The sequence below is a fragment of the Flavobacterium sp. genome (assembly GCF_004295795.1).
Classification (GTDB): Bacteria; Bacteroidota; Bacteroidia; order Flavobacteriales; family Flavobacteriaceae; genus Flavobacterium.
In genome coordinates this window covers 1-19,524 of record NZ_SEBR01000027.1, presented here as the reverse complement: position 1 = coordinate 19,524, position 19,524 = coordinate 1, and the positions used below count along the sequence as shown (strand labels likewise).

Below are 19,524 nucleotides of genomic sequence, written 5' to 3'. Positions count from 1 at the left end.
GTCCCGAAGAACAGGGCGAAACTAAATCTTAAAAAAACCTTAAAAAAAAAGTTGGCGAAAAATCAAGATAAATCAAACGATTTCGAGAAGTCAAATGATTGGTTTGTAGGTTTTTGTGGAATTCCGGATTCGAGAAAAATCAAGTAGTTGTTAAGACCGATTCTGGTCATTTCAATCGTTTGCGATGCGGATGTGAAAATTTATTCGCTAGATTTTTCGGAATGCCATATATTGGTCATGGGTTTTTTGAGGAATGCGGAATTTTGAGCCGATTTCGCGTATTGAAACCTATTGCGTCAGGGATGGAAGCGGCATCCTTTTGACAACCTGTGAGGTTTCGAAGACCTTGTAGTTTTTGTCAAAAGATACAGCGGACAGCCCGGCGGCGGCGAACCAAAAGATCAATTTCCGCAATAGATTTTCCCGCCGACGCGACGCCCAAAAAATAAATCCACAAACACGAAATGCGCTTTTTTTACGCCTTTATTTTTTCGTTTTCCTGCTTTTTGGTTTCGGCCAAGGACATAAAACCTGTTCTGGAACGCCTCGACAAAGCGCTGCAGCAAAAGGACGTTTATGTGGCCAGGAAATATGCGAGAATCAAGGAACTCAAGCGCAATGTGGCCAAGTTCACGCTGAGCAAAAACGACCGCGAGCTTTACAAATATTACAGTGAGTTGTTCGATGAATACCGGTCTTTCAAGTACGATTCGGCTTATTACTATCTGGAATCGGCCAAGTCCCGGGCAAAGGCTTTGAACGACGAGAAATTATTGTCGCGCGCCAGGATCCGCGAGGGTTTTGTGTTGCTTTCGTCCGGTTTGTTCAAGGAAGCGCTCGACACTTTGAACAGCATTCCGGTTGATCGATTGCCCAATCGCGAACAATTTGAGTATTATTCCGTAAAGGCTCGTGCTTACTACGATTTAGCCGACTACAACCAAGACGCGCGTTTCAACATCGCGTATGTCCAAAAAGGAAATGAGTTCATTGAGAAAGCGCTGAAACTCGTGAGTCCGAATACCAACGAATTTTGGGCGACCGAAAGCCTCAAGCGCATGAAACAGCAGGATTTTAGAGGAGCGGAATTTGCGTTTTCCTATTGGATCAACAATTTTGAGTTGCCCGAGGAATATTACGGAATCGCAACGTCGAGTCTCGGCTATATTTATTCCGAAAGAGGATTCACTGAAAAAGCGATCGAATATCTGGCCTTGGCAGCGATCGCGGACGTCAAAAGTGCCACCAAGGAAACTGTCGCGTTGCGAAATCTCGCGAACGAGTTGTTCAAACTCGGACATCTCGAAAAAGCCAACAGTTACATCAGTCTGGCGATGGACGACGCGACTTTTTACAACGCGCGCCATCGGAAGATCGAGATCTCGACAATTCTTCCGATCATCGAAAAAGCCCAGCTGACCAAAATCCAGGGCCAAAACCAAACCTTGGAACGCATCGTGATTTTGCTCACGGTTCTAGCGGTGATCATCATCGTTTTTCTGGTCATCATTTTCATCCAGCTCAAACACAAGAACGCCGCGAGAAAAGAGATGGCCGAATCGTATCAAAAGCTTCAGGAAATGAACACTTCGCTGAGTGAAGCCAATGCGATCAAGCAGGAATACATTGCTTATTTTATCAAGGCGACGTCTGATTTTGTCAATAAGATCGACCATTTCCAGAAGTCGGCAATCCAAAAAGTCATTGCCAAAAAGACCGACGATTTGCTGCAATCGCTAAAAAAGTACGACGTCAAGCACGAACGCGAGAACCTTTTCCATCAGTTCGACGAGATTTTCCTGCGTTTGTTTCCGACGTACATCACAGATTTTACGGCCATGTTTCCCGAAGAACACAAACCTACGATCAAGAAAGGTGAACTTCTGAACACGGAAATGCGCCTTTTCGCCTTGTACCGATTGGGAATTCAGGACGCCAACCAAATCGCCGAATTTCTCGAGCTTTCGGTGGCGACGGTTTACACTTACAAGACGCGTATCAAGGGAAAATCGTTCCATAAGGATTGCTTTGAGCGCAAGATCATGGCCATCAAAACGATTTGATCACTTGTTGCGATTCACGAGAATTCGCTCGATTTCTTCCAGTTTGGTGTTTTTCGCCTTGAGCAAAATCAGAAAATGGAAAAGGAGATCGGCGGCTTCGTTTTGGAACAGGTCGAGGTTGTCGTCTTTGGCCTCGATCACGACTTCTACGGCTTCTTCGCCTACTTTTTGGGCAATTTTGTTGATGCCTTTTTCGGATAATTTCCGCACGTAAGAATTCTCGTCCCCGTTTTCGATCCTGTGCGAAATCAAATTTTCGAGTTTGTACAGAAAGCCTTTGGAATCGTCCGTTCCGAAACAATTCTCGCGTCCTGTATGACAAACGTTCCCAGCCGGAAGCACTTGAATCAAAAGCGAATCGTTGTCGCAATCGACGGCAATCGAGACCACATTGAGGAAATTGCCCGACGTTTCGCCTTTTGTCCACAAACGGTTTTTGGTTCTCGAGAAGAACGTGACTTTACCAGATTTTTGGGTGGCCCGATAAGCATCATCATTCATGAATCCTACCATCAGGACCGTTTTGGTCTCGGCATTTTGTATCACGGCAGGAACGAGTCCGCCCATTTTTTGGAAATCGATCATCGCATTGGGATTTTTTTGGTTTTCAGATAGGTTTTGAGTTCGGGAATAGCGATTTCTCCAAAGTGGAAAATGCTCGCGGCTAAAGCGCCGGTTGCGTTCGTTCTCGAAAAAACGTCCACGAAATCGTCCATTTTTCCTGCGCCGCCCGAAGCGATTACCGGCAAGTTCGTATGCTCGCAAACCGCTTTCGTGATGTCGATCGCAAAACCTTGTTTTGCGCCATCATTGGCCATCGAAGTCAGCAAAATTTCGCCGGCGCCGAGTTTTTCGACGGTTTTCGCCCAATCGATCGTTTCGAGATTCGTCGCGAAAGAGCCGCCTCTCGAGAAAACTCGCCAGATGTCGTTCACGGGTTTTGTGTCGATCGCCACGACAATTGCCTGGTTTCCGAATTTGGATGCGAGTTCAGCTACCAAGTCCGGATTTCCTATTGCCGACGAATTCACCGAAACCTTGTCGGCGCCGGCTTCGAGCAAGATTTCGGCATCTGGAATACTAGAGATTCCACCACCAACCGTAAACGGAATATCGATCGCGCGCGCCACTTCCCGAACCAAACCGACCAACGTCTTCCGATTCTCGAGCGTTGCCGTAATGTCGAGAAACACGAGTTCGTCCGCACCTTGATCGGCGTAAACCGATGCGAGTTCGACGGCGTTTCCGGCATCGCGCAGCTTCTCGAAATTCACGCCTTTGACGACGCGTCCGTTTTTGATGTCCAGACAGGGAATGATCCGTTTTTTAAGCATAATCCGATAGTTGTTTCAGGGAAATCCTGTTTTCATAAATCGCTTTTCCGACGATTACTCCAGCACAACCGATGTTTTTCACATCCTCGATGTCGGACAGCTTAGAAATGCCGCCACTCGCGATCAATTCAATGTCAACCTGGGACAGAATCTCGCGGTACAATTCGACGGCCGGGCCTTGTAACATGCCGTCTTTGGCGATGTCGGTACAGATGGTTTGCGTCAGTCCGGCGGTTTTGAAAAACTGGAGAAAGTCGATTATGTCGGTTCCAGATTGTTGTTGCCAGCCTTGGATCGCGATTTTGCGGTCGCGGCAATCGGCTCCGACGATGATTTTGTGCGCTCCGAATTCACGAATCCATTCGATTGCGATTTCGGGCGAAGTCACGGCCAAACTTCCGATCGTGATTTTTTTCGCTCCGGAGCTGAACGCGGTTTCCAGGTCGTTTCTCGATTTGATTCCGCCACCGAAGTCAATTTCGAGAGTCGTGCTTTTGGCAATCGCTTCCAAGGTTTTGTGATTCACGATCGATTTTGCTTTCGCTCCGTCCAAATCGACCAGATGCAGATAACGCAAACCCGCGTCTTCAAACGATTTGGCCATGTCGACGGGATTTTCGGAATACGTTTTCGACTTGCCGTAATCGCCTTGTGAAAGTCGCACGCATTTGCCGTCCAAAATATCTATTGCTGGAATGATTTTCATGATTCGAGGAAGTTTTTGAGTAATTTCGCTCCTGTTTTACCCGATTTTTCGGGATGAAACTGAAATGCGTGAAAGTTGTCCTTTTTGAGACCGGCGCTAAATCGGATGCCGTAGTCGCAAACGGCCGTCGTGTAAGCATTTATCGGCACGAAATAACTGTGGACAAAGTAAAGATCGGGCTGTTTTTCAAGGTTTTCAAATGCCGACAAATTCTCAAATGCGACGTCGTTCCAACCCGTATGCGGCACTCGCAGCTTGTCTGGGAATCGCTTCACGTCCACGTCAAAAATCCCGAGTCCGAAAGTGTCGTCTTCTTGAGAATGCCTGCACATAAGCTGCATTCCGAGGCAAATGCCAAGCACGGGTTGCGTGAGTTTCGGAAGGATTTCGTCCAAACCCGAATCGCGAAGCCGTTGCATAGCCTCTCCCGCCGATCCGACGCCCGGAAAAATCACCTTGTCGGCCTCGAGCAATTCCCCATGATCCGAAGTTATCCTGAAATCAAAGCCCAAACGCTCGAGCGCAAACCCGACCGAGCCCGTATTTCCTGCCTTGTAATCGATTATCGCTATCATAAAATGCCTTTTGTGCTTGGAATTCCGTTCGACTCGTTTCTCGCGACGGCCATTTTTACCGACTTGGCAAATGCCTTGAAAATCGCCTCGATCTTGTGGTGTTCGTTCTCGCCCGAAGCCGAAATGTTGAGGTTGCAAGAAGCCGCGTCGGCAAACGATTTGAAGAAGTGGAAGAACATTTCGGTAGGAAATTCCCCAATTTTTTCGCGTTTAAAGGTCACGTCCCAAACCAGCCATGGCCGTCCACCGAAATCGAGCGCGACTTGAGCCAGACAATCGTCCATCGGCAGTAAAAAACCGTAGCGTTCGATGCCTTTTTTGGAAGCGAGCGCTTTTGAGAACGCGGCTCCAAGTGCCAAAGCCGTGTCTTCGATCGTATGGTGTCCGTCGATTTCGAGATCGCCATTTACGCGAATTTCGAGGTCGAGATTGCCGTGTTTGGCGAGTTGTTCGAGCATGTGATCGAAAAATCCGATGCCGGTCGCGATCGCGCTTTTGCCGTTTCCGTCGAGATTGAGTTTGACCGAAATGTCGGTTTCATTGGTTTTCCGAACGACTTCTGACGTTCTCGGACGCGCTTTCAAAAACCGGAAAATAGCGTTCCAATCGCTTGTCGCCAAAACGGCATCTGAATTTTCTCTTCCGATGAAAATCGCCTGACAACCGAGATTTTTCGCCAATTGCACATCGGTCAAACGATCGCCGATTACAAACGAATTCACCAGATCGAAATTGCCGTGAACATATTTTTGCAACAAACCAAGTCGCGGTTTTCGCGTGTCTTTTTGATCCAGTTCAAAACTTTTGTCGATCAAAATGTCTGAAAACACGATGCCTTCGCCCGCAAAAGTTGCCAGCATTTTGTTTTGTGCGGGCCAAAAATCGGCTTCAGGAAACGAATTCGTGCCCAAACCGTCCTGGTTCGTGACAATCACGAGTTCGTAATCGAGTTCCGAAGCGATCCGCGACAAACCCGAAAATACCGTCGGGAAAAATTCGAGCTTTTCAAGGCTGTCGACCTGTTGGCTCGGTTGCGGCTCGACGATCAACGTGCCGTCGCGGTCTATGAACAATGCTTTTTTCATGGTTTGAGTTGTTGGAGTTTGGCGATCAGAAGTTGGTTTTCGGTTGGCGTTCCGACAGAAATCCGAAGGCAATTTTTTACTACGGAATTGCGGTTCCTCACGATTATTCCGTCAGCTAGAAGATTTTCGTACACCAAATCCGCATCGGTAAATTCGGCCAGCACAAAATTGGCTTGCGTCGGATAAACCTTCTTTACGATCTGGAGTTTTTCGAGTTCGGAAATCAGCCAAAACCTTTGCACGATCAAGGTCTTGAGCCGATTCTCGAAAGTCGCGACATCGTCCAAAGCCGAAATGGCCGCGTCTTGATTGAGTTGGCTTACGTTGTATGGCGGTTTGACGCGATCCAGGACTTGCACGATTTCGGCACTCGCAAACCCGATCCCGATTCGCGCCGCGGCCAATCCCCAAGCTTTGCTCAAGGTTTGCAAAATGACGAGATTCGGATATTTTTCGAGTTTCGCGAGTAAGGATTCGCTGTCGGAAAAGTCGATGTAAGCTTCGTCCACGACCACGATTCCGTTGAAATTTTCGAGGATTTTGTCGATTCTGTCCAAAGTGTTTCCCGTCGGATTGTTTGGCGAACACAGGAAAATCGCTTTCAGGTTTTCATCGGATAAAATCGAATTGAGCCGTTTTTCGTCAATCTGGAAATTTTCGTCCAAAGCGACTTCCAAAAGAGTGACGTCGTTCAAGGCCGCGCAAACCGAATACATGCCGTAAGTTGGCATGAACGTTAGGATTTTGTCTTTTTTAGGTTCGCAGAAAACGCGTAGAAGCAAGTCTATGATTTCGTCGCTTCCGTTTCCGATAAAGATATTTTCCATTGGAATTTTCTTGACTTCGGACAGTTTCTTTTTGAGCGAAAACTGCGTCGGATCAGGATAGCGGTTCCATTGCCCAAACGGATTTTCGTTGGCGTCGAGATAGATTTCAGCCTTTCCCGAAAATTCGTCCCGGGCACTCGAATAGGGTTGCAAAGCCGCGATATTCGGACGGATAAGTGTTGTCAGATCAAACATTTTCAAGTGTTTTTAGTCGTATGGAAACCGCGTTTTTGTGGGCGAGCAATTGTTCGGCTTCGGCCATGATCTCGATCGCGCGTCCGATATTTCGAAGTCCGGTTTCGGAGATTTTCTGAAACGTGATTTTTTTGACGAAACTGTCCCGCGAAACGCCGCTGTAGCTTTTGGCATAACCGTTCGTTGGCAAGGTGTGATTGGTGCCGCTGGCATAATCTCCGGCCGATTCACAGCTCAGATTCCCAAGAAAAACCGAGCCCGCGCATTCGATTTTTTCGACATAAGCATCGGCGTTTTCAGAAGCGATAATCAAGTGTTCGGGCGCATAAAAATTGCTGAAATCGATACATTCGTCAAGGCTTTCAAGTAAAATCGCGCGACTGTTTTCCAAAGCTGACCTCGCAATTTCGAGCCTTGGCAAAACTTCCAACTGCTTGTCGATTTCGGCCATCGTTCTTTCAAGTACCGACATGTCGTCCGAAAGCAAGATCACCTGGCTGTCGCTTCCGTGTTCGGCTTGTGACAGCAAATCGGCTGCGACAAATTCAGGATTCGATGTCGCATCTGCAATCACCAAAACCTCACTTGGCCCGGCCGGCAAATCGATTGCGGTTCCGTTGAGGAAAGCGAATTGTTTGGCCGCGGTCACGTACTGGTTTCCGGGGCCAAAAATCTTGTCGACTTTTTCGATCGCTTTTGTTCCGACGGAAAGTGCCGCGATTGCCTGGATTCCGCCGACAGCGAAGACTTTCGTGACACCCGTGACTTTGGCCGCGTACAGAATTTCGGGTGCGATTTCGCCGTTTTTGTTCGGTGGCGAGCACAGCACAATTTCTTTGCAACCCGCCAATTTCGCCGGAATCGCGAGCATCAGAACCGTTGAGAACAAAGGAGCCGAACCGCCAGGAATATAAATCCCGATGCGTCCGATCGCGCGATTTTCCCGCCAACATTGCACGCCTGCAACCGTTTCTAGAACCTGAACCGATTCTTTCTGGGAAGCGTGGAATTTGGTGATGTTCGACTTGGCCAGTTTGAGGGCAGCTTTGAGTTCGTCCGACAGAAAATCGCCGCTTTCGGCCACTTTTTCCATCGAAATTTCCAAATCGGAATTGCTTCCATCGAACAACGAACTGTATTTCAAAACCGCATCGTCACCGTTTCGGGCAACGTCTTCGAAGATTTGGGCAACGAGCGAGTCGAGGTCGGCTTTGGCCAGTTTCGGACGCTCGCAAAGCGCTGCCCAATCTCGTTTTTCCGGATATTTTGTCGTCTTCATAACACCATTTTTTCGATGTTCGTAATCAGGATTCCCTCGGCTCCGAGGGCTTTGAGTTTGGCCACGATGTCCCAAAAATCGTCTTCGCGCACGACCGAATGCATCGAGCTCCAACCGGCTTCGGCCAACGGCAAAATGGTCGGGCTTTTCATTCCGGGCAATAGATTCGAGATCGCATCAAGAGAGGAATTCGGGGCGTTCAACAGGATGTATTTGTTGGCGGCGGCATTTTGCACAGACTGGATACGGAACAAAAGCTGTTGCAGGATTTGCTGTTTTTCATTCGATAAATTCGCATTCGAAATCAGCACGGCTTCACTGTTCATCACGGTTTCGACCTCTTTGAGTCCGTTTATCTGGAGTGTGCTTCCCGTGCTTACGATGTCGAAAATCCCGTCGGCCAAACCGATCGCCGGAGCGATTTCCACACTTCCGCCAATAGGCTCAATTTCGGCTGAAATTCCTTTGTTTGAGAGGAAATCCTCAAGGATTTTGGGATAACTCGTAGCGATTTTCCTGCCTTTGAAAAAAGAAAGTCCAAGGTAATTTTCATCTTTTGGAATGGCGAGCGAAAGTCTGCAGTTGGCGAAACCCAACTTTTTGACGCATTGCACTTTACGCGATTTTTCGACGACTTCGTTCTCACCAAGGATTCCGATGTCGGCCACGCCTTGCTCCACATATTGCGGAATGTCGTCGTCCCTCAAAAACAAGATCTCGATAGGGAAATTCGACGAGACCGTCTTGAGTTTTCTATCGCCATTGGATAGCCGAATGCCGCACTGGTCGAGCAACGCCAGGCTTTTCTCACTCAATCGGCCGTTTTTTTGGATGGCCAGTTTCAATTTACTCATGTCAATTTTTGGATGTGCTTGAGCAAAATGAGAAGGCAACAAAAAACCCGTCTGATTTTACTCAAACGGGTTCTGGAAATTATGGAAATGCACAAATCACTCAGTCCTCGGTCGAGTCAGGAAAGAAATGATGATGATGCAAATTGTTGAAAAGCATAAATTTTTTGTTGTGTATCGAGGCAAATGTAACGGAATTTCTTTTGGAATATCGAAATCTCGTGAAATTTTTAGATTTTTTTCAGTTCTGATTTGGGCAGCAAATCCGGCTGACCCGCTTTTAGCTTTCGCCAAAACGCCGGGTTTTGTAGCGCCAGATAAGAGCTTCCGCTGGTCGCTTTGTCTGGCGAACAAAACCAAAGTCGTTTCTAGCGAAAGGCTAACCGCTTGCATCCGGGCTGCAATCGGGTTTCGACGGAAGTATCTTGATTTTTGGAGAGTTCGGTTCCAAATTTAGCTTCTGATTTTCCCAATCCGGAAATCCTTATTTTTCGGACGAAAAACCCGTACAAAATGTTCCGCAAAGATTACATCGTCGCTCAAATCGAGGAAATGGCCAAATTCATGACAAAATTGCTCGCGACGCTTTCGGGTCTGGCTTACGACGATGCTGTCGAAACCGTACTATCCGTATTGGCGGAAAAAGGACTGAAAATCGACGATATTCTCGAAATGAACGAATCCGACTTGATCGAAACCATCGAGCAAAACCAAGCTTTTGACTCAGGAAACATCGAGGCGCTGGCAAGGATTTTCGAGGTTTTGGGCGATAAATCGGGTGAAAGGAAATGGTATTCCAAAAGTCTTTTTCTGCTCGATCACATCAACACGTCCGAAAGGATTTTTTCATCCGACAGAAACACGAATATCAACCGACTCAAATCGCGGCTCTAAACTTATTCACATATAGGCAAAAGTAATCTACAATGCCATTTTCAAATGCGATGAATCGGTTACATTTGCAGACGAAAAACCAACGACTTATAACATGTCAGATACAATCGAAAAAATCAAGTGTTTGATCATCGGATCGGGTCCGGCAGGCTACACGGCCGCCATTTACGCAGCCCGCGCCGACATGCATCCCGTAATTTATACTGGCCTTGAGCCGGGCGGACAATTGACCACGACCACAGAAGTCGACAACTTTCCGGGCTATCCGGAAGGCATCGACGGACCGGGAATGATGGCGCAATTGCAACAACAAGCCGAGCGTTTCGGGACACAAGTGCGCTTCGGAATGGTCACGATGGTGCAATTCCACAAGGAATTCGGCGGATGGCACAAAGTCATCGTCGACGGAACGACCGAAATCCACGCTCAAACAGTTATCATTTCGACAGGCGCGACAGCGAAATACCTAGGATTGCCAAGCGAGCAAAAATTGCGCGGAGGCGGCGTTTCGGCTTGTGCGGTCTGCGACGGATTTTTCTTCAAAGGACAAGACGTGGCGATTGTTGGAGCAGGCGATACGGCGGCAGAAGAAGCGACTTATCTGGCAAACATCTGCCGAAATGTGACGATGCTCGTAAGAAAAGGCTACATGAAAGCTTCGAAAGCGATGCAACACCGCGTGAACAACACGCCAAATCTCAAGGTTTTGTACAACTCCGAGATCGATGAAGTTTTGGGCGATACTGTCGTGGAAGGGATTCGCGTTTTTGACAATGTGACTTCTGAAAAAACCGAAATTCCTGTGACAGGTTTGTTTATCGCGATCGGACACAAACCGAACACCGACATCTTCAAAGGCCAACTCGAAATGGACGACATCGGGTATTTGATCACGCACGGAAAATCTACGAAAACCAATCTTCCCGGCGTTTTTGCTTGTGGAGACGTTCAGGACAACATTTACCGCCAAGCTGTTACGGCCGCGGGAACGGGTTGTATGGCAGCGCTTGACGCCGAACGTTATTTGGTTTCTCTCGAAGAGCCGATTACCGCTTAAGACAATTCTTCTTTTATATCAATCCTGGTTTCGGCCGGGATTTTTTTTGGAATTTTTTCACGAATCCAGTTTTACCGCTGATTCTAGCCTCAAATTATTTGCAGTTTTTGCTTATCGGCCGTTCGCTTTATGTTTCCAAAATTTTATTCAAAGCCGCGGATATTTTGGGCACGAATGCACGAATCGTGTTACTCGTGTAATCGTGTATTCGTGGCTAAAAATTAATTACCGCAATGAAAATTTATCTTGAATTCGCGGCTGAAAATCTTGATGGAATATTGTTTTCGTGAGCCGGAAAAGGGCGACGCGTAGCGAGCCAAGAAAAGCCAATGCAATGTTGTGGCGGAGCGGAGCGGAGCTGACGATTCACAATTGTTGTAGCACTGGGAAATTTAACCGCGAATTCGCGAATTTAGTTTTGGTGCCGAGATAAATTCGTGCATTCGTGGCCAAAAATCACATCGTTTTTGCTGAGCTAGAAAGCGGCGACGCGTAGCGAGCCAGGAAAGCAAATGCAATGTTAGTGGCGGAGCGAAGCGGAGCCACCAATTTAGGGTGGTTATGGCCATGAAAATTTAACCGCGAATTCGCGAATTACTTTCTTGCTGAGTAGAATTCGCGAATTTGCGGTTGAAAATCTTGGTGAGATAGTTGTTGTTTTCGAGCTGGAAAAGCGGCGACGCGTAGCGAGCCAAAGAAAGCCAATGCAATGTAAGTGGCGGAGCGGAGCGGAGCCGCCAATTTAGGGTGGTTATGGCGATGAAAAATTTAACCGCGAATTCGCGAATTTACTTTCTTGGTGAGTAGAATTCGCGCATTCGCGGTTGAAAATCTTGGTGAACCATTTGTTGTTTTGAGCCAGAAAAGCGGCGACGCGTAGCGAGCCAAAGAAAGCCAATGCAATGTAAGTGGCGGAGCGAAGCGGAGCCGCCAAACAAACTTAGGCACTTCGCACTCAGGCACTAAGCCACTCACTTCACCTTATTGTTCTTCTTCGAAATCAAAGCATTGTCACTAAACTTGTTGATCTCGATTTTCTGTTCGCCGTGCAGGTTGATTTCAGACTTGCCCGAAGCCGCGATCACGACCTTTTCAGTGACTTCGACGCTGCAATTGCTCGAGCCTTCGGTGGTCAGATCGGCGGTTTTGCACGTGAGGTTTTTGCCGACGAAGTTCGCGTTGTTGTCAATTCGGAGTTTAAAGGCGTTGATGTCGCCTTCTATCGCCGCAGCAGCTTTCTGGTACATATCAACCGTGAGTTTGTCCGATGCGATCAGCGCTTTCACGTTCGAGTTGTTGTTGAGTTCGAGAATGCTTTCGGCAGCCGAAACATTTAGCTCGCACTTCGATTTGTCGTTGGCCATCAGCGTGAATTTCTTGCCTTTTACCGTCGCGAAAACCTTGGCGCTCTCGAAAGTCTTTATCGTAAAATCGCCGAGTTGCAGATCTGTCAGAGCCGTCACATTCGATGTTCCTTTGACTGTCAGCAGTTTCAGATCATCGGTGTAAGTGATTTTTACCGACATCTTCTTGAAACTTCCCACAGGTTGCGAACCCGAAATCCTCAGAATTCCTGTGCTTTCAGTGACCGAAATCGCCTCGTGTAAATTGTCGTCGGCTTCGATTTCAGCTTCCGACTTATCGCCTTTGGACAAAAAAATCTCTATGTTGTCGCCAACTTCGATCGCCTCGAAATTCCCAATCTCGACCGCGGCCGAAGTCACGTTTTTCGAACCTTTGAGTTTTTGTGCCGAAACCGCGGCGGCGCTCAGGAAAAGGAGCAGGAGTAAATGTTTTTTCATGTTGTTTGGATGTAGCGCAAATATAGAGAATCGGGCGAAAGTTCGCACAAAAACAAAACGGCAGAAAAATCGATTTCTGCCGTTTGGAATTTTAGCGCAATGACTTCAGATTGTCTTCGGGAACGCGGTCGATCAGGTAATTGTAAGGATCGATTCCGGCGTTGAAAGGTTCTTCTTTCGTGTTGAATTGGAACACGTTGTCTTTTTTGGAAATCTTGACGCGTCGTCTCGAAAGCACTTTCCCGAATTGCTCGTTCTCTTTGGGTTTGGCAAAAACGGCGATGTCGATGTAGTCCGAAATAGGAATCGGTTTTTCGTTTCCGATGGAATCTGCCCGGAATTTTTCTGAACGCGTTTCTAAAGTCACCACATAGTCATTCCCTTTTTTCTCGTAAGACGCTTTCATGGTGCGATTGCTGAACAAAGTGATGTTCTCGAACAAATCCGAAATCAGGTATTGGAGCGAATCGGGTGTGACTTTCCGGAACTCGCGCACGGCAAAATTCGAGGTCGCATAAGGCGCGTCCTTGTAGCCAAATTGCGTCAAAAGGTTGCGCAAAGCCTGATTCGTCTGGTTTTCTCCGACCATTTCCTTGAGGTAATACATCACGATACTCGCTTTTTGGTAATGGATGTATTGCTGGTTTTCACACTTCATGATGGGTTGTTCGCCTTCCGATTCATAACTTCTGCCAGACAAATAGTTGTCCATTTCATATTGCAGGAATTTCTTCATCCGATCTTTGCCATACTCTTTTTCCATGACCATCAATGCCGAATATTGCGCAAAACTTTCGCTGAGCATTTCGGCGCCTTGCATGTTTGCTCCACAAATTTGGTGCGCCCACCATTGATGTCCCATTTCGTGGGCAACGACGTAGAAAACCATGTCGATGTCGGTTTGCTTCACGTTTGTTAGATCGGTGATGAAACCGACAGATTCGCTGTAAGGCATCGTGCCCGGAAAAGCCTGGGCAAAACTCGAATAGCCCGGAAACTCAATGATGCGACATTGTTTTTGGTAGTAAGGCCCGAAATTTTTGGTGTAATATTCGAGCGATTTTTGCATGGCTTTCAACATATTCGGAACGTTGTAAGCGTGCTTTTTGTCGTAATAAACTTCGAGGTCGATGCCGTTCCATTTCTTGCGTGCAACTTCGTAGTCGGCCGAGATGAACGAGTAGAAATTGAGCGCTTTGTGGTCGAGTTGGTACTTGAAATAGCGTTTTCCATTCGCTTTCCATTCTTTTTTCAGCGAGCCTGGCGCAACGGCGATCTGATTTTCACTTGTGCTGATCGTCGTGGTGACGTTTACCCAATCGGAATCGTTGCCGATGTAAGTGTTGTCGCGTGCTTTGAGGTCGTTGTCATCGAGTTTGGCGCGTCTTTGCCTTTTCGGAAGCTTGAGTTTCGCCCTTTCGTTTTTGTCCGAAATCTCGTATTCTCTTTGGTATCCGAATTTGGGCAGAATGTCTTCGGAATTGAAGAAAGTGCCGTTTTGCGTAAGCTTCGTAAAAGTCACTTGATTCTCGAATCCCGGACTGGTTTTGTTTATCGAAACCTTGATCTGGATCGAATCTCCGGGTTGCATCGGCTTGGCCAGATCGTAAATCCTGTAGTGCGATTTCCTGTCGTCTGTGTTGATTTTCGAGTTCGGAACCGCGATTTGGTAGTCGTCCGAAATATCGGGCAAAGTAAAATGCAATTGCGGAATCGGCTCGCCTGACTTGTTCTTGACCCAAGCCGAAATGGCCACTTGCATCTCGCGTTTTTCGGGCGTCAAATCGATGTTATAGTCAAAACTGACGTAACGCGGCTGGATTTTGCCCTCGAACTTTTTGTAGTTTTTCTCGTAAGCGACATACTTGTTTTCCTGTTCCTTTTCAGAATCGTACGTGTTCAGGACTTGTGTATTGTAATACACGAATCCGCCGCAAAGCGCAAAAATCAAAAGACTGGCCGCGATCGCGATCCTGTTCTGTCTGAAACGGAATCGCGCGTTTTTCCATCGGTTTTTGAAATGTTCCTCTTTTCCTCTGATGTAGAACATGGAAATCACGAGCAAGAGCAGCGCACAGAAAGCGAACCAATACGCGCTGAACCAACTCAATCCTGGCACGAACGGACCGTATCCGTTCATATCGGAATATCTCGTCACCGGACGCGCGCCGAACCTGACCATATTGGTCGAAATCTCGAAAGCGCCCCAAATGAAATTGTTCATGATCGTGAATGCGATGAACGAAACCCAAGCGATGTAGCGGTTGTTGATCAGATAATGCAGCAAAAGCGACAACACGATAAGAAAGAAAATCCCCGACATCTTGATCAGGATGAGTTCCTTAAAGTACAATCCGATTTCGAAATTCGTGTAGCCGTAAATGGCTTGCGTGCAGATTCCGAGGAAAATCGAGACGACCATCACGAGCAAAATCGACGTGAAAATCGCGATGAGCTTCGAGGTGAAAAGCATTCCGGAAATTACGGGCGTCGCATCCTGTATCTCGTTGAATTTGGCGTCGCGTTCCTTCCAGACCAGAACGCCTGTATAAAACGCGATGAATCCGTAGAAGAAAATTTCGTAAGAATCCATTATGCTGTTGGCAACCATGGCCGTCGTGGCGTATTTTTTGGTTCCGAAACTTGAGGTCAAAGTACAGAATCCGACGATCAAAATGATGAATCCGATGGCCATCACGGTAATGTAAACCGGATTTTTGATCACGGCTTTCGTCTCGAATCGGATAAGATGCAACCACGACCTGAACGTGAAAACGCCCGCGCTTTTGGGTGTGAAAACTGCGTTGGAAAGCATCGGGATCTTGACATCCTTGTCTTTTTTGATCTTTGTTTTCCTTGTCTTGATGTCGAACGAGAATTTCCAATAGATCGCGAAGAGCATGACTATCGCCAAGCTTACCCAAAGCAATCTGTTCCAAAGCAAATCGCCCTCAAGCGCAATGACGCTCAGGTTTTTTTCCTGTATCGTCAGATATTTCGTGGCCAGAGCGAACGGTCGCGTGCCGAAAGGATCGGTGATATTCGAGATCCATTCGGTGTCGAGATCGCCCAGAAAACTTCCGGAAACGAGATAGAAAACGATCATCAGAACCGTTCCCACGAATGAGACGACGGTGTTTCTGAAAATGATCGCCAACCCGAAAATCAACGTACCCGAAATAAGCACGTTCGGGATTCCGAAAGCCAGAAAACCTTGCAGGAATGCCGTCCAGTAAATGGGTCCGAATCTTTCTGCCGGCGTCCAATCGAAAGCGACTGCGATCGGCGGTGCAAGCAGCGTTCCAATGACGATTCCCAACATCGGAATCAAGGAAACGATATAAGCGCCAAGGAACTTTCCGAAGAAATAATCGCGTTTTTTGATAGGCGAGGAGAACACGAATTGGTACATTCCGGTCTCGAAATCGCGGTTTGCCGTAGCGTTCATGAAAGCCGTCGTGAGCACCAAAAAAATGATGGACATGATGGCAAAATAGTTCTGGATCTGGAACGGGGCGTTCTTGAAGATATTCGCCGGATTTCCGCCAATGATGATGTTTTCGGAAGCAGTCGCTCCAAAGGCAAACAACGCGTAAATCAACGTAAAGATCCAAACCATGGGAGTGCGAAGCCAGTAGCGCAGCTCGTATCTGAGAAATTTCCACATACTTTCTTGGAATTAAACGAGTTCGTGGATTTTGGCGAAAAAGACGTCCTCGAGATTTTCCTCGGCCTTGACGAATCCGCTTGACGGCGCATTTTCAGAGAACACGTGAATCAGCGGCGTTCCGCCAACGAGTTTGTTCGAAATCACCTTGAAATCCTGCTGATATTGCGAAAGTTCGTGTTTGTCGATCTTGCGTTCCCAAACCTTGTCCTTGATCTGTAGCAAGGCTTCGTCGGTATTTCCGCTGAAAAGTACGCGCCCTTTGTCCATAATGGCCATTTGCGTGCAAAGTTCGCGCACGTCCTGAACGATGTGCGTCGACAAAATCACGATCACGTTTTCACCGATTTCACTCAAGATGTTGTAAAAACGGTTCCGCTCGCCGGGATCGAGACCTGCAGTCGGTTCGTCGACAATCACCAATTTCGGATTTCCGATAAGGCATTGCGCGATCCCGAAACGCTGGCGCATTCCGCCCGAATAACTGCTCACGGCATTTTTGCGATGTTCCCACAAATTGACTTTCACGAGCAATTCGTCTATCATCTGACGTCTTTCGGTCTTGTTGTCGAAACCTTTGAGAAGCGCCAGATGGTCTAGCAGATCGACAGCCGAAGTGCGCGGATAAACGCCGAATTCCTGCGGCAGATAACCCAAGACTTTCCTTACGGATTCCTTGTCGTGCAAAACGTCGATGTCGCCCAGAAAAGCTGAGCCGGAATCGACTTCCTGAAGCGTGGCGAGTGTTCGCATAAGTGAGGATTTTCCGGCGCCGTTCGGACCCAAAAGCCCGAACATGCCTTTTTCGATACTGACAGAAACGCCGTTCAGCGCATGCACGCCATTGGGATATTTCTTGTCGATGTTGTCGATGACAAGTTTCATAGATTGATGATTTTTCGCTTTAGGCTTTGAGCGACAAGCTTTGCCCCAGGCGTGGTTGTTGTTTGGTAATTGGTTTAAAAATAGTGATTTAAGGATTCGATACCGAACGGATTGGTTCTTTCAGGTAAATTGACCCAAGCGAATTTCGAAATCAGGATTGCCTCCGTTGAGCAAGACGGTTTTTGGAGCAAAAAGGTTGCACGCGTCTATTACGGCTTTTTTGCGTTGTTGTAATTCTCGATGACCAATTTCGCGATCAGCTTCGGATCTTGGTAATACAAACCGTGGCTGTATTTCGGAAGAAGCACGATCGAGCTGCGGTCGTTGTCCTTGATCAAGTCGCAGTAATGGCTGATTCTCAAGTCGTCGTATTGTTTCCACCAAGGTTTGAAATCGATTCCCAACTTCAGTTTTTTGTTCATTTCTTCATCTGGCGCTTCGATATATTTGTTGTAGGAAATAACGACGGTAACGGCAATGTTTTCCAGACGCGGCAAATTCGCATACTCCGGGAAATAGCCATCGCCGTTCGATGCCATTGCTCTTTTGGCGTCGTTGTGCGCTCCGGAACCGAAATTACTGTTTTGCGACATGGCTTTGAGGACTGCCGCGAACGTTTTCCGATAACCTGTGCCGCTTCCGGACTGGATTCTCGCCTTTTCGTCTTCGTCCGCGGTCAGCATGAAATCGGTCGGATCCAGAAAGACAAGGCCGGAAACTTCTGTAGGATATTTTGAGGCGAACAACCGGATGTAAGGTCCGCCGATGGAATGTCCGACCAACAGATACGGCGGCTTTATCTTCAAAGCGACCAACAGTCCGTGAAGGCGATCGACGAGTTGCGCATCCGAGGTCAATCCCAAATCCAACTCCGATTTTCCCAATCCGCTTCTTTCATACTGAATGCCCGAAATCGTGTCGGGAAGAAGCGCCAGGATAGGATCGAAAGTCCCGCCACCCAAACCCGGCTCGAAAACCAGAACGGGATCGCCTTCCTTTCGATGTTGTAAGTTGAAAGTCTTGTATCCGACTTTTTTCGAATCGACGGTCGCGACGCCTTCGCTTGTGTTTTGGGCGCGCAATCCGATGAGGCTTCCCACGAGAAACGCCCCTATAAAGAGTGTTTTTTTCATTGTTTCAGTTTGTTTTTGAAGCTTTTTCGACCACCGAGCCGCGTTCCTTGATGATCAATTCAGAGACTTTCGCCCCGACTTTCACGAACTCGAAAGTGAGATCGCGCTCCTTCGTGAAATAAACGGTTTCGGACTCGGGCCAAAGCTCGTACCGATTTTCTCCCAAGGTCAACAGCAGCTTGCCATCACCCGGCGCGACTGTGATTACGCCTTGACCGCTGCCGTATTTTCCCTGGAATTGCTTTAGTTTTTTGTTTTGGACGGAGACGATTTTTCGCTCGTTCGCATAATGCGCCGGCTGATGGTCGAAACTCAAAATGCGTTTCATTTTCCACTGGCCGTTCTCGAGCAGCCACAAATGTGTGAATCGCGCCGCTCCGGTTTCATATTCGGGTTTTCCGTTTTCGGAGACGAAGAATTTGTGTTCGCCCGAAAGGATCGCGCCATAAACCTCGTTGTTCTTTTCCATCACATAGAATTTCACCGAACCGCGCACGGCCTCGCGTCTCAAATGCCAATCTTTTTTGCCGCAGATGTTCTCGGACATCGCTTTTTTGAACTCCAGCCAGGAATTTTGCAGGCCGCCTTTGTCGTGGTAGAATTCGAGATCTTCTGCGACGAAAGCGTGCATTTTTTCGATTTCGCAAGCGTTATAGGCGTTCCAAAACAAACTATCGTTTTGCCGGATCGTGTTTTCTATGCTTTGTGCAGCGGTTTGTTGCGTTGCTAGCAGCAACAGGAATGCCGTTGTTATTTTTTGAATTAGTTTCATTTTAGTGTGGGATTTTTTTGTTTTTTGGAGCTTTTTCCGGCTTACTGGCACCAGCTTTTTTGCAAAAACCGGTTTTTCTATGTCTTAAAACGAGCTTCCTTTGGTCGCTGTTTTAAGTCAAGAAAAATTCGGTTTTTTCTGCAAAAGGCTAGTTGCCGTCATCCGGGCTAGGATTGTCGTAAGACGATCCTTTTTCTTTTAAGAAATTCTATTTTTCCGGAGCTTTCTCTCACTCTCGAAGCGTGGATAAATGAGCTTCGCTCATTTTGCTTCTTTCGGTAGCTGCGCTGCCGCAGGCTTTGATTTTGATTCGTCGCCTGCCAGCGGGGCTTACTTTTGCCTCGCCGCAAAAGTAACAAAAGGGCGCGCGGCACGACCGATTTTGGCGACCTGACAGCC

General features: G+C 47.6%; 17 protein-coding genes. 3 read left to right on the top strand and 14 right to left on the bottom strand.

From position 1 onward, the window contains the following. Nucleotides 1-464: 464 nt before the first annotated feature. On the top strand, nucleotides 465-2,063 hold the full coding sequence (locus EOO49_RS17095) for a DUF6377 domain-containing protein (RefSeq protein ID WP_290847924.1): 1,599 nt from the start codon (nucleotides 465-467) through the stop codon (nucleotides 2,061-2,063). Here EOO49_RS17095 and hisIE read toward each other — a convergent pair whose 3' ends face one another. The 8 genes from hisIE to hisG are packed head-to-tail and all read right to left on the bottom strand — an operon-like array spanning nucleotide 2,064 to nucleotide 8,918. Further along, nucleotides 2,064-2,648, bottom strand: a complete 585-nt coding sequence (hisIE, locus tag EOO49_RS17090; RefSeq protein WP_290847922.1) for a bifunctional phosphoribosyl-AMP cyclohydrolase/phosphoribosyl-ATP diphosphatase HisIE — start codon at nucleotides 2,646-2,648, stop codon at nucleotides 2,064-2,066. Next, nucleotides 2,645-3,397, bottom strand: coding sequence for an imidazole glycerol phosphate synthase subunit HisF (hisF, locus tag EOO49_RS17085; protein ID WP_290847920.1), 753 nt, complete (start codon nucleotides 3,395-3,397; stop codon nucleotides 2,645-2,647). Before hisF ends, hisIE begins: the two co-directional genes overlap by 4 nt. After that, complete coding sequence (hisA, locus tag EOO49_RS17080) at nucleotides 3,390-4,103, bottom strand: 1-(5-phosphoribosyl)-5-[(5-phosphoribosylamino)methylideneamino]imidazole-4-carboxamide isomerase (protein WP_290847918.1); 714 nt, start codon at nucleotides 4,101-4,103, stop codon at nucleotides 3,390-3,392. Before hisA ends, hisF begins: the two co-directional genes overlap by 8 nt. Further along, nucleotides 4,100-4,678: an imidazole glycerol phosphate synthase subunit HisH gene (gene hisH / locus EOO49_RS17075; protein ID WP_290847916.1), complete on the bottom strand. Its 579-nt coding sequence runs from the start codon at nucleotides 4,676-4,678 to the stop codon at nucleotides 4,100-4,102. The genes hisA and hisH overlap by 4 nt, the downstream gene beginning before the upstream one ends. Next, complete coding sequence (gene hisB, locus EOO49_RS17070; RefSeq protein ID WP_290847914.1) at nucleotides 4,675-5,763, bottom strand: bifunctional histidinol-phosphatase/imidazoleglycerol-phosphate dehydratase HisB; 1,089 nt, start codon at nucleotides 5,761-5,763, stop codon at nucleotides 4,675-4,677. Before hisB ends, hisH begins: the two co-directional genes overlap by 4 nt. Next, on the bottom strand, nucleotides 5,760-6,785 hold the full coding sequence (gene hisC / locus EOO49_RS17065; protein WP_290847912.1) for a histidinol-phosphate transaminase: 1,026 nt from the start codon (nucleotides 6,783-6,785) through the stop codon (nucleotides 5,760-5,762). The genes hisB and hisC overlap by 4 nt, the downstream gene beginning before the upstream one ends. After that, nucleotides 6,778-8,064 (bottom strand): histidinol dehydrogenase, encoded by a 1,287-nt coding sequence (gene hisD / locus EOO49_RS17060; protein ID WP_290847910.1) that lies wholly within the window; start codon nucleotides 8,062-8,064, stop codon nucleotides 6,778-6,780. The genes hisC and hisD overlap by 8 nt, the downstream gene beginning before the upstream one ends. Continuing rightward, a complete protein-coding gene (gene hisG / locus EOO49_RS17055) occupies nucleotides 8,061-8,918 on the bottom strand; it encodes an ATP phosphoribosyltransferase (RefSeq protein WP_290847908.1) in 858 nt (285 codons plus the stop codon). Before hisG ends, hisD begins: the two co-directional genes overlap by 4 nt. A gap of 510 nt (nucleotides 8,919-9,428) precedes the next feature. Between hisG and EOO49_RS17050 the strand changes: the two genes are divergently transcribed. Further along, complete coding sequence (locus tag EOO49_RS17050; RefSeq protein WP_290847906.1) at nucleotides 9,429-9,809, top strand: hypothetical protein; 381 nt, start codon at nucleotides 9,429-9,431, stop codon at nucleotides 9,807-9,809. A gap of 94 nt (nucleotides 9,810-9,903) precedes the next feature. After that, nucleotides 9,904-10,866, top strand: coding sequence for a thioredoxin-disulfide reductase (gene trxB, locus EOO49_RS17045; protein ID WP_290847904.1), 963 nt, complete (start codon nucleotides 9,904-9,906; stop codon nucleotides 10,864-10,866). 971 nt (nucleotides 10,867-11,837) lie between these two features. On the opposite strand, the gene EOO49_RS17040 is transcribed toward trxB, so the two are convergent. The 6 genes from EOO49_RS17040 to EOO49_RS17015 all read right to left on the bottom strand — a co-directional run. Further along, nucleotides 11,838-12,668 carry a DUF2807 domain-containing protein gene (locus EOO49_RS17040; protein WP_290847902.1) on the bottom strand — a complete coding sequence of 277 codons (831 nt, stop codon included), beginning with the start codon at nucleotides 12,666-12,668 and terminating at the stop codon, nucleotides 11,838-11,840. A 91-nt stretch (nucleotides 12,669-12,759) separates the two neighbouring features. Then, nucleotides 12,760-16,335, bottom strand: a complete 3,576-nt coding sequence (locus tag EOO49_RS17035) for a M1 family aminopeptidase (protein ID WP_290847900.1) — start codon at nucleotides 16,333-16,335, stop codon at nucleotides 12,760-12,762. A gap of 12 nt (nucleotides 16,336-16,347) precedes the next feature. Continuing rightward, nucleotides 16,348-17,220 (bottom strand): ABC transporter ATP-binding protein, encoded by an 873-nt coding sequence (locus EOO49_RS17030; protein ID WP_290847898.1) that lies wholly within the window; start codon nucleotides 17,218-17,220, stop codon nucleotides 16,348-16,350. 209 nt (nucleotides 17,221-17,429) lie between these two features. Further along, nucleotides 17,430-18,353 carry an alpha/beta hydrolase gene (locus tag EOO49_RS17025; protein ID WP_290847896.1) on the bottom strand — a complete coding sequence of 308 codons (924 nt, stop codon included), beginning with the start codon at nucleotides 18,351-18,353 and terminating at the stop codon, nucleotides 17,430-17,432. Between the two features lie 4 nt (nucleotides 18,354-18,357). Further along, nucleotides 18,358-19,125: a nuclear transport factor 2 family protein gene (locus tag EOO49_RS17020; RefSeq protein WP_290847894.1), complete on the bottom strand. Its 768-nt coding sequence runs from the start codon at nucleotides 19,123-19,125 to the stop codon at nucleotides 18,358-18,360. A gap of 167 nt (nucleotides 19,126-19,292) precedes the next feature. Next, nucleotides 19,293-19,524: hypothetical protein (locus tag EOO49_RS17015; protein ID WP_290847892.1), on the bottom strand; the 232-nt coding region annotated here is incomplete at its 5' end.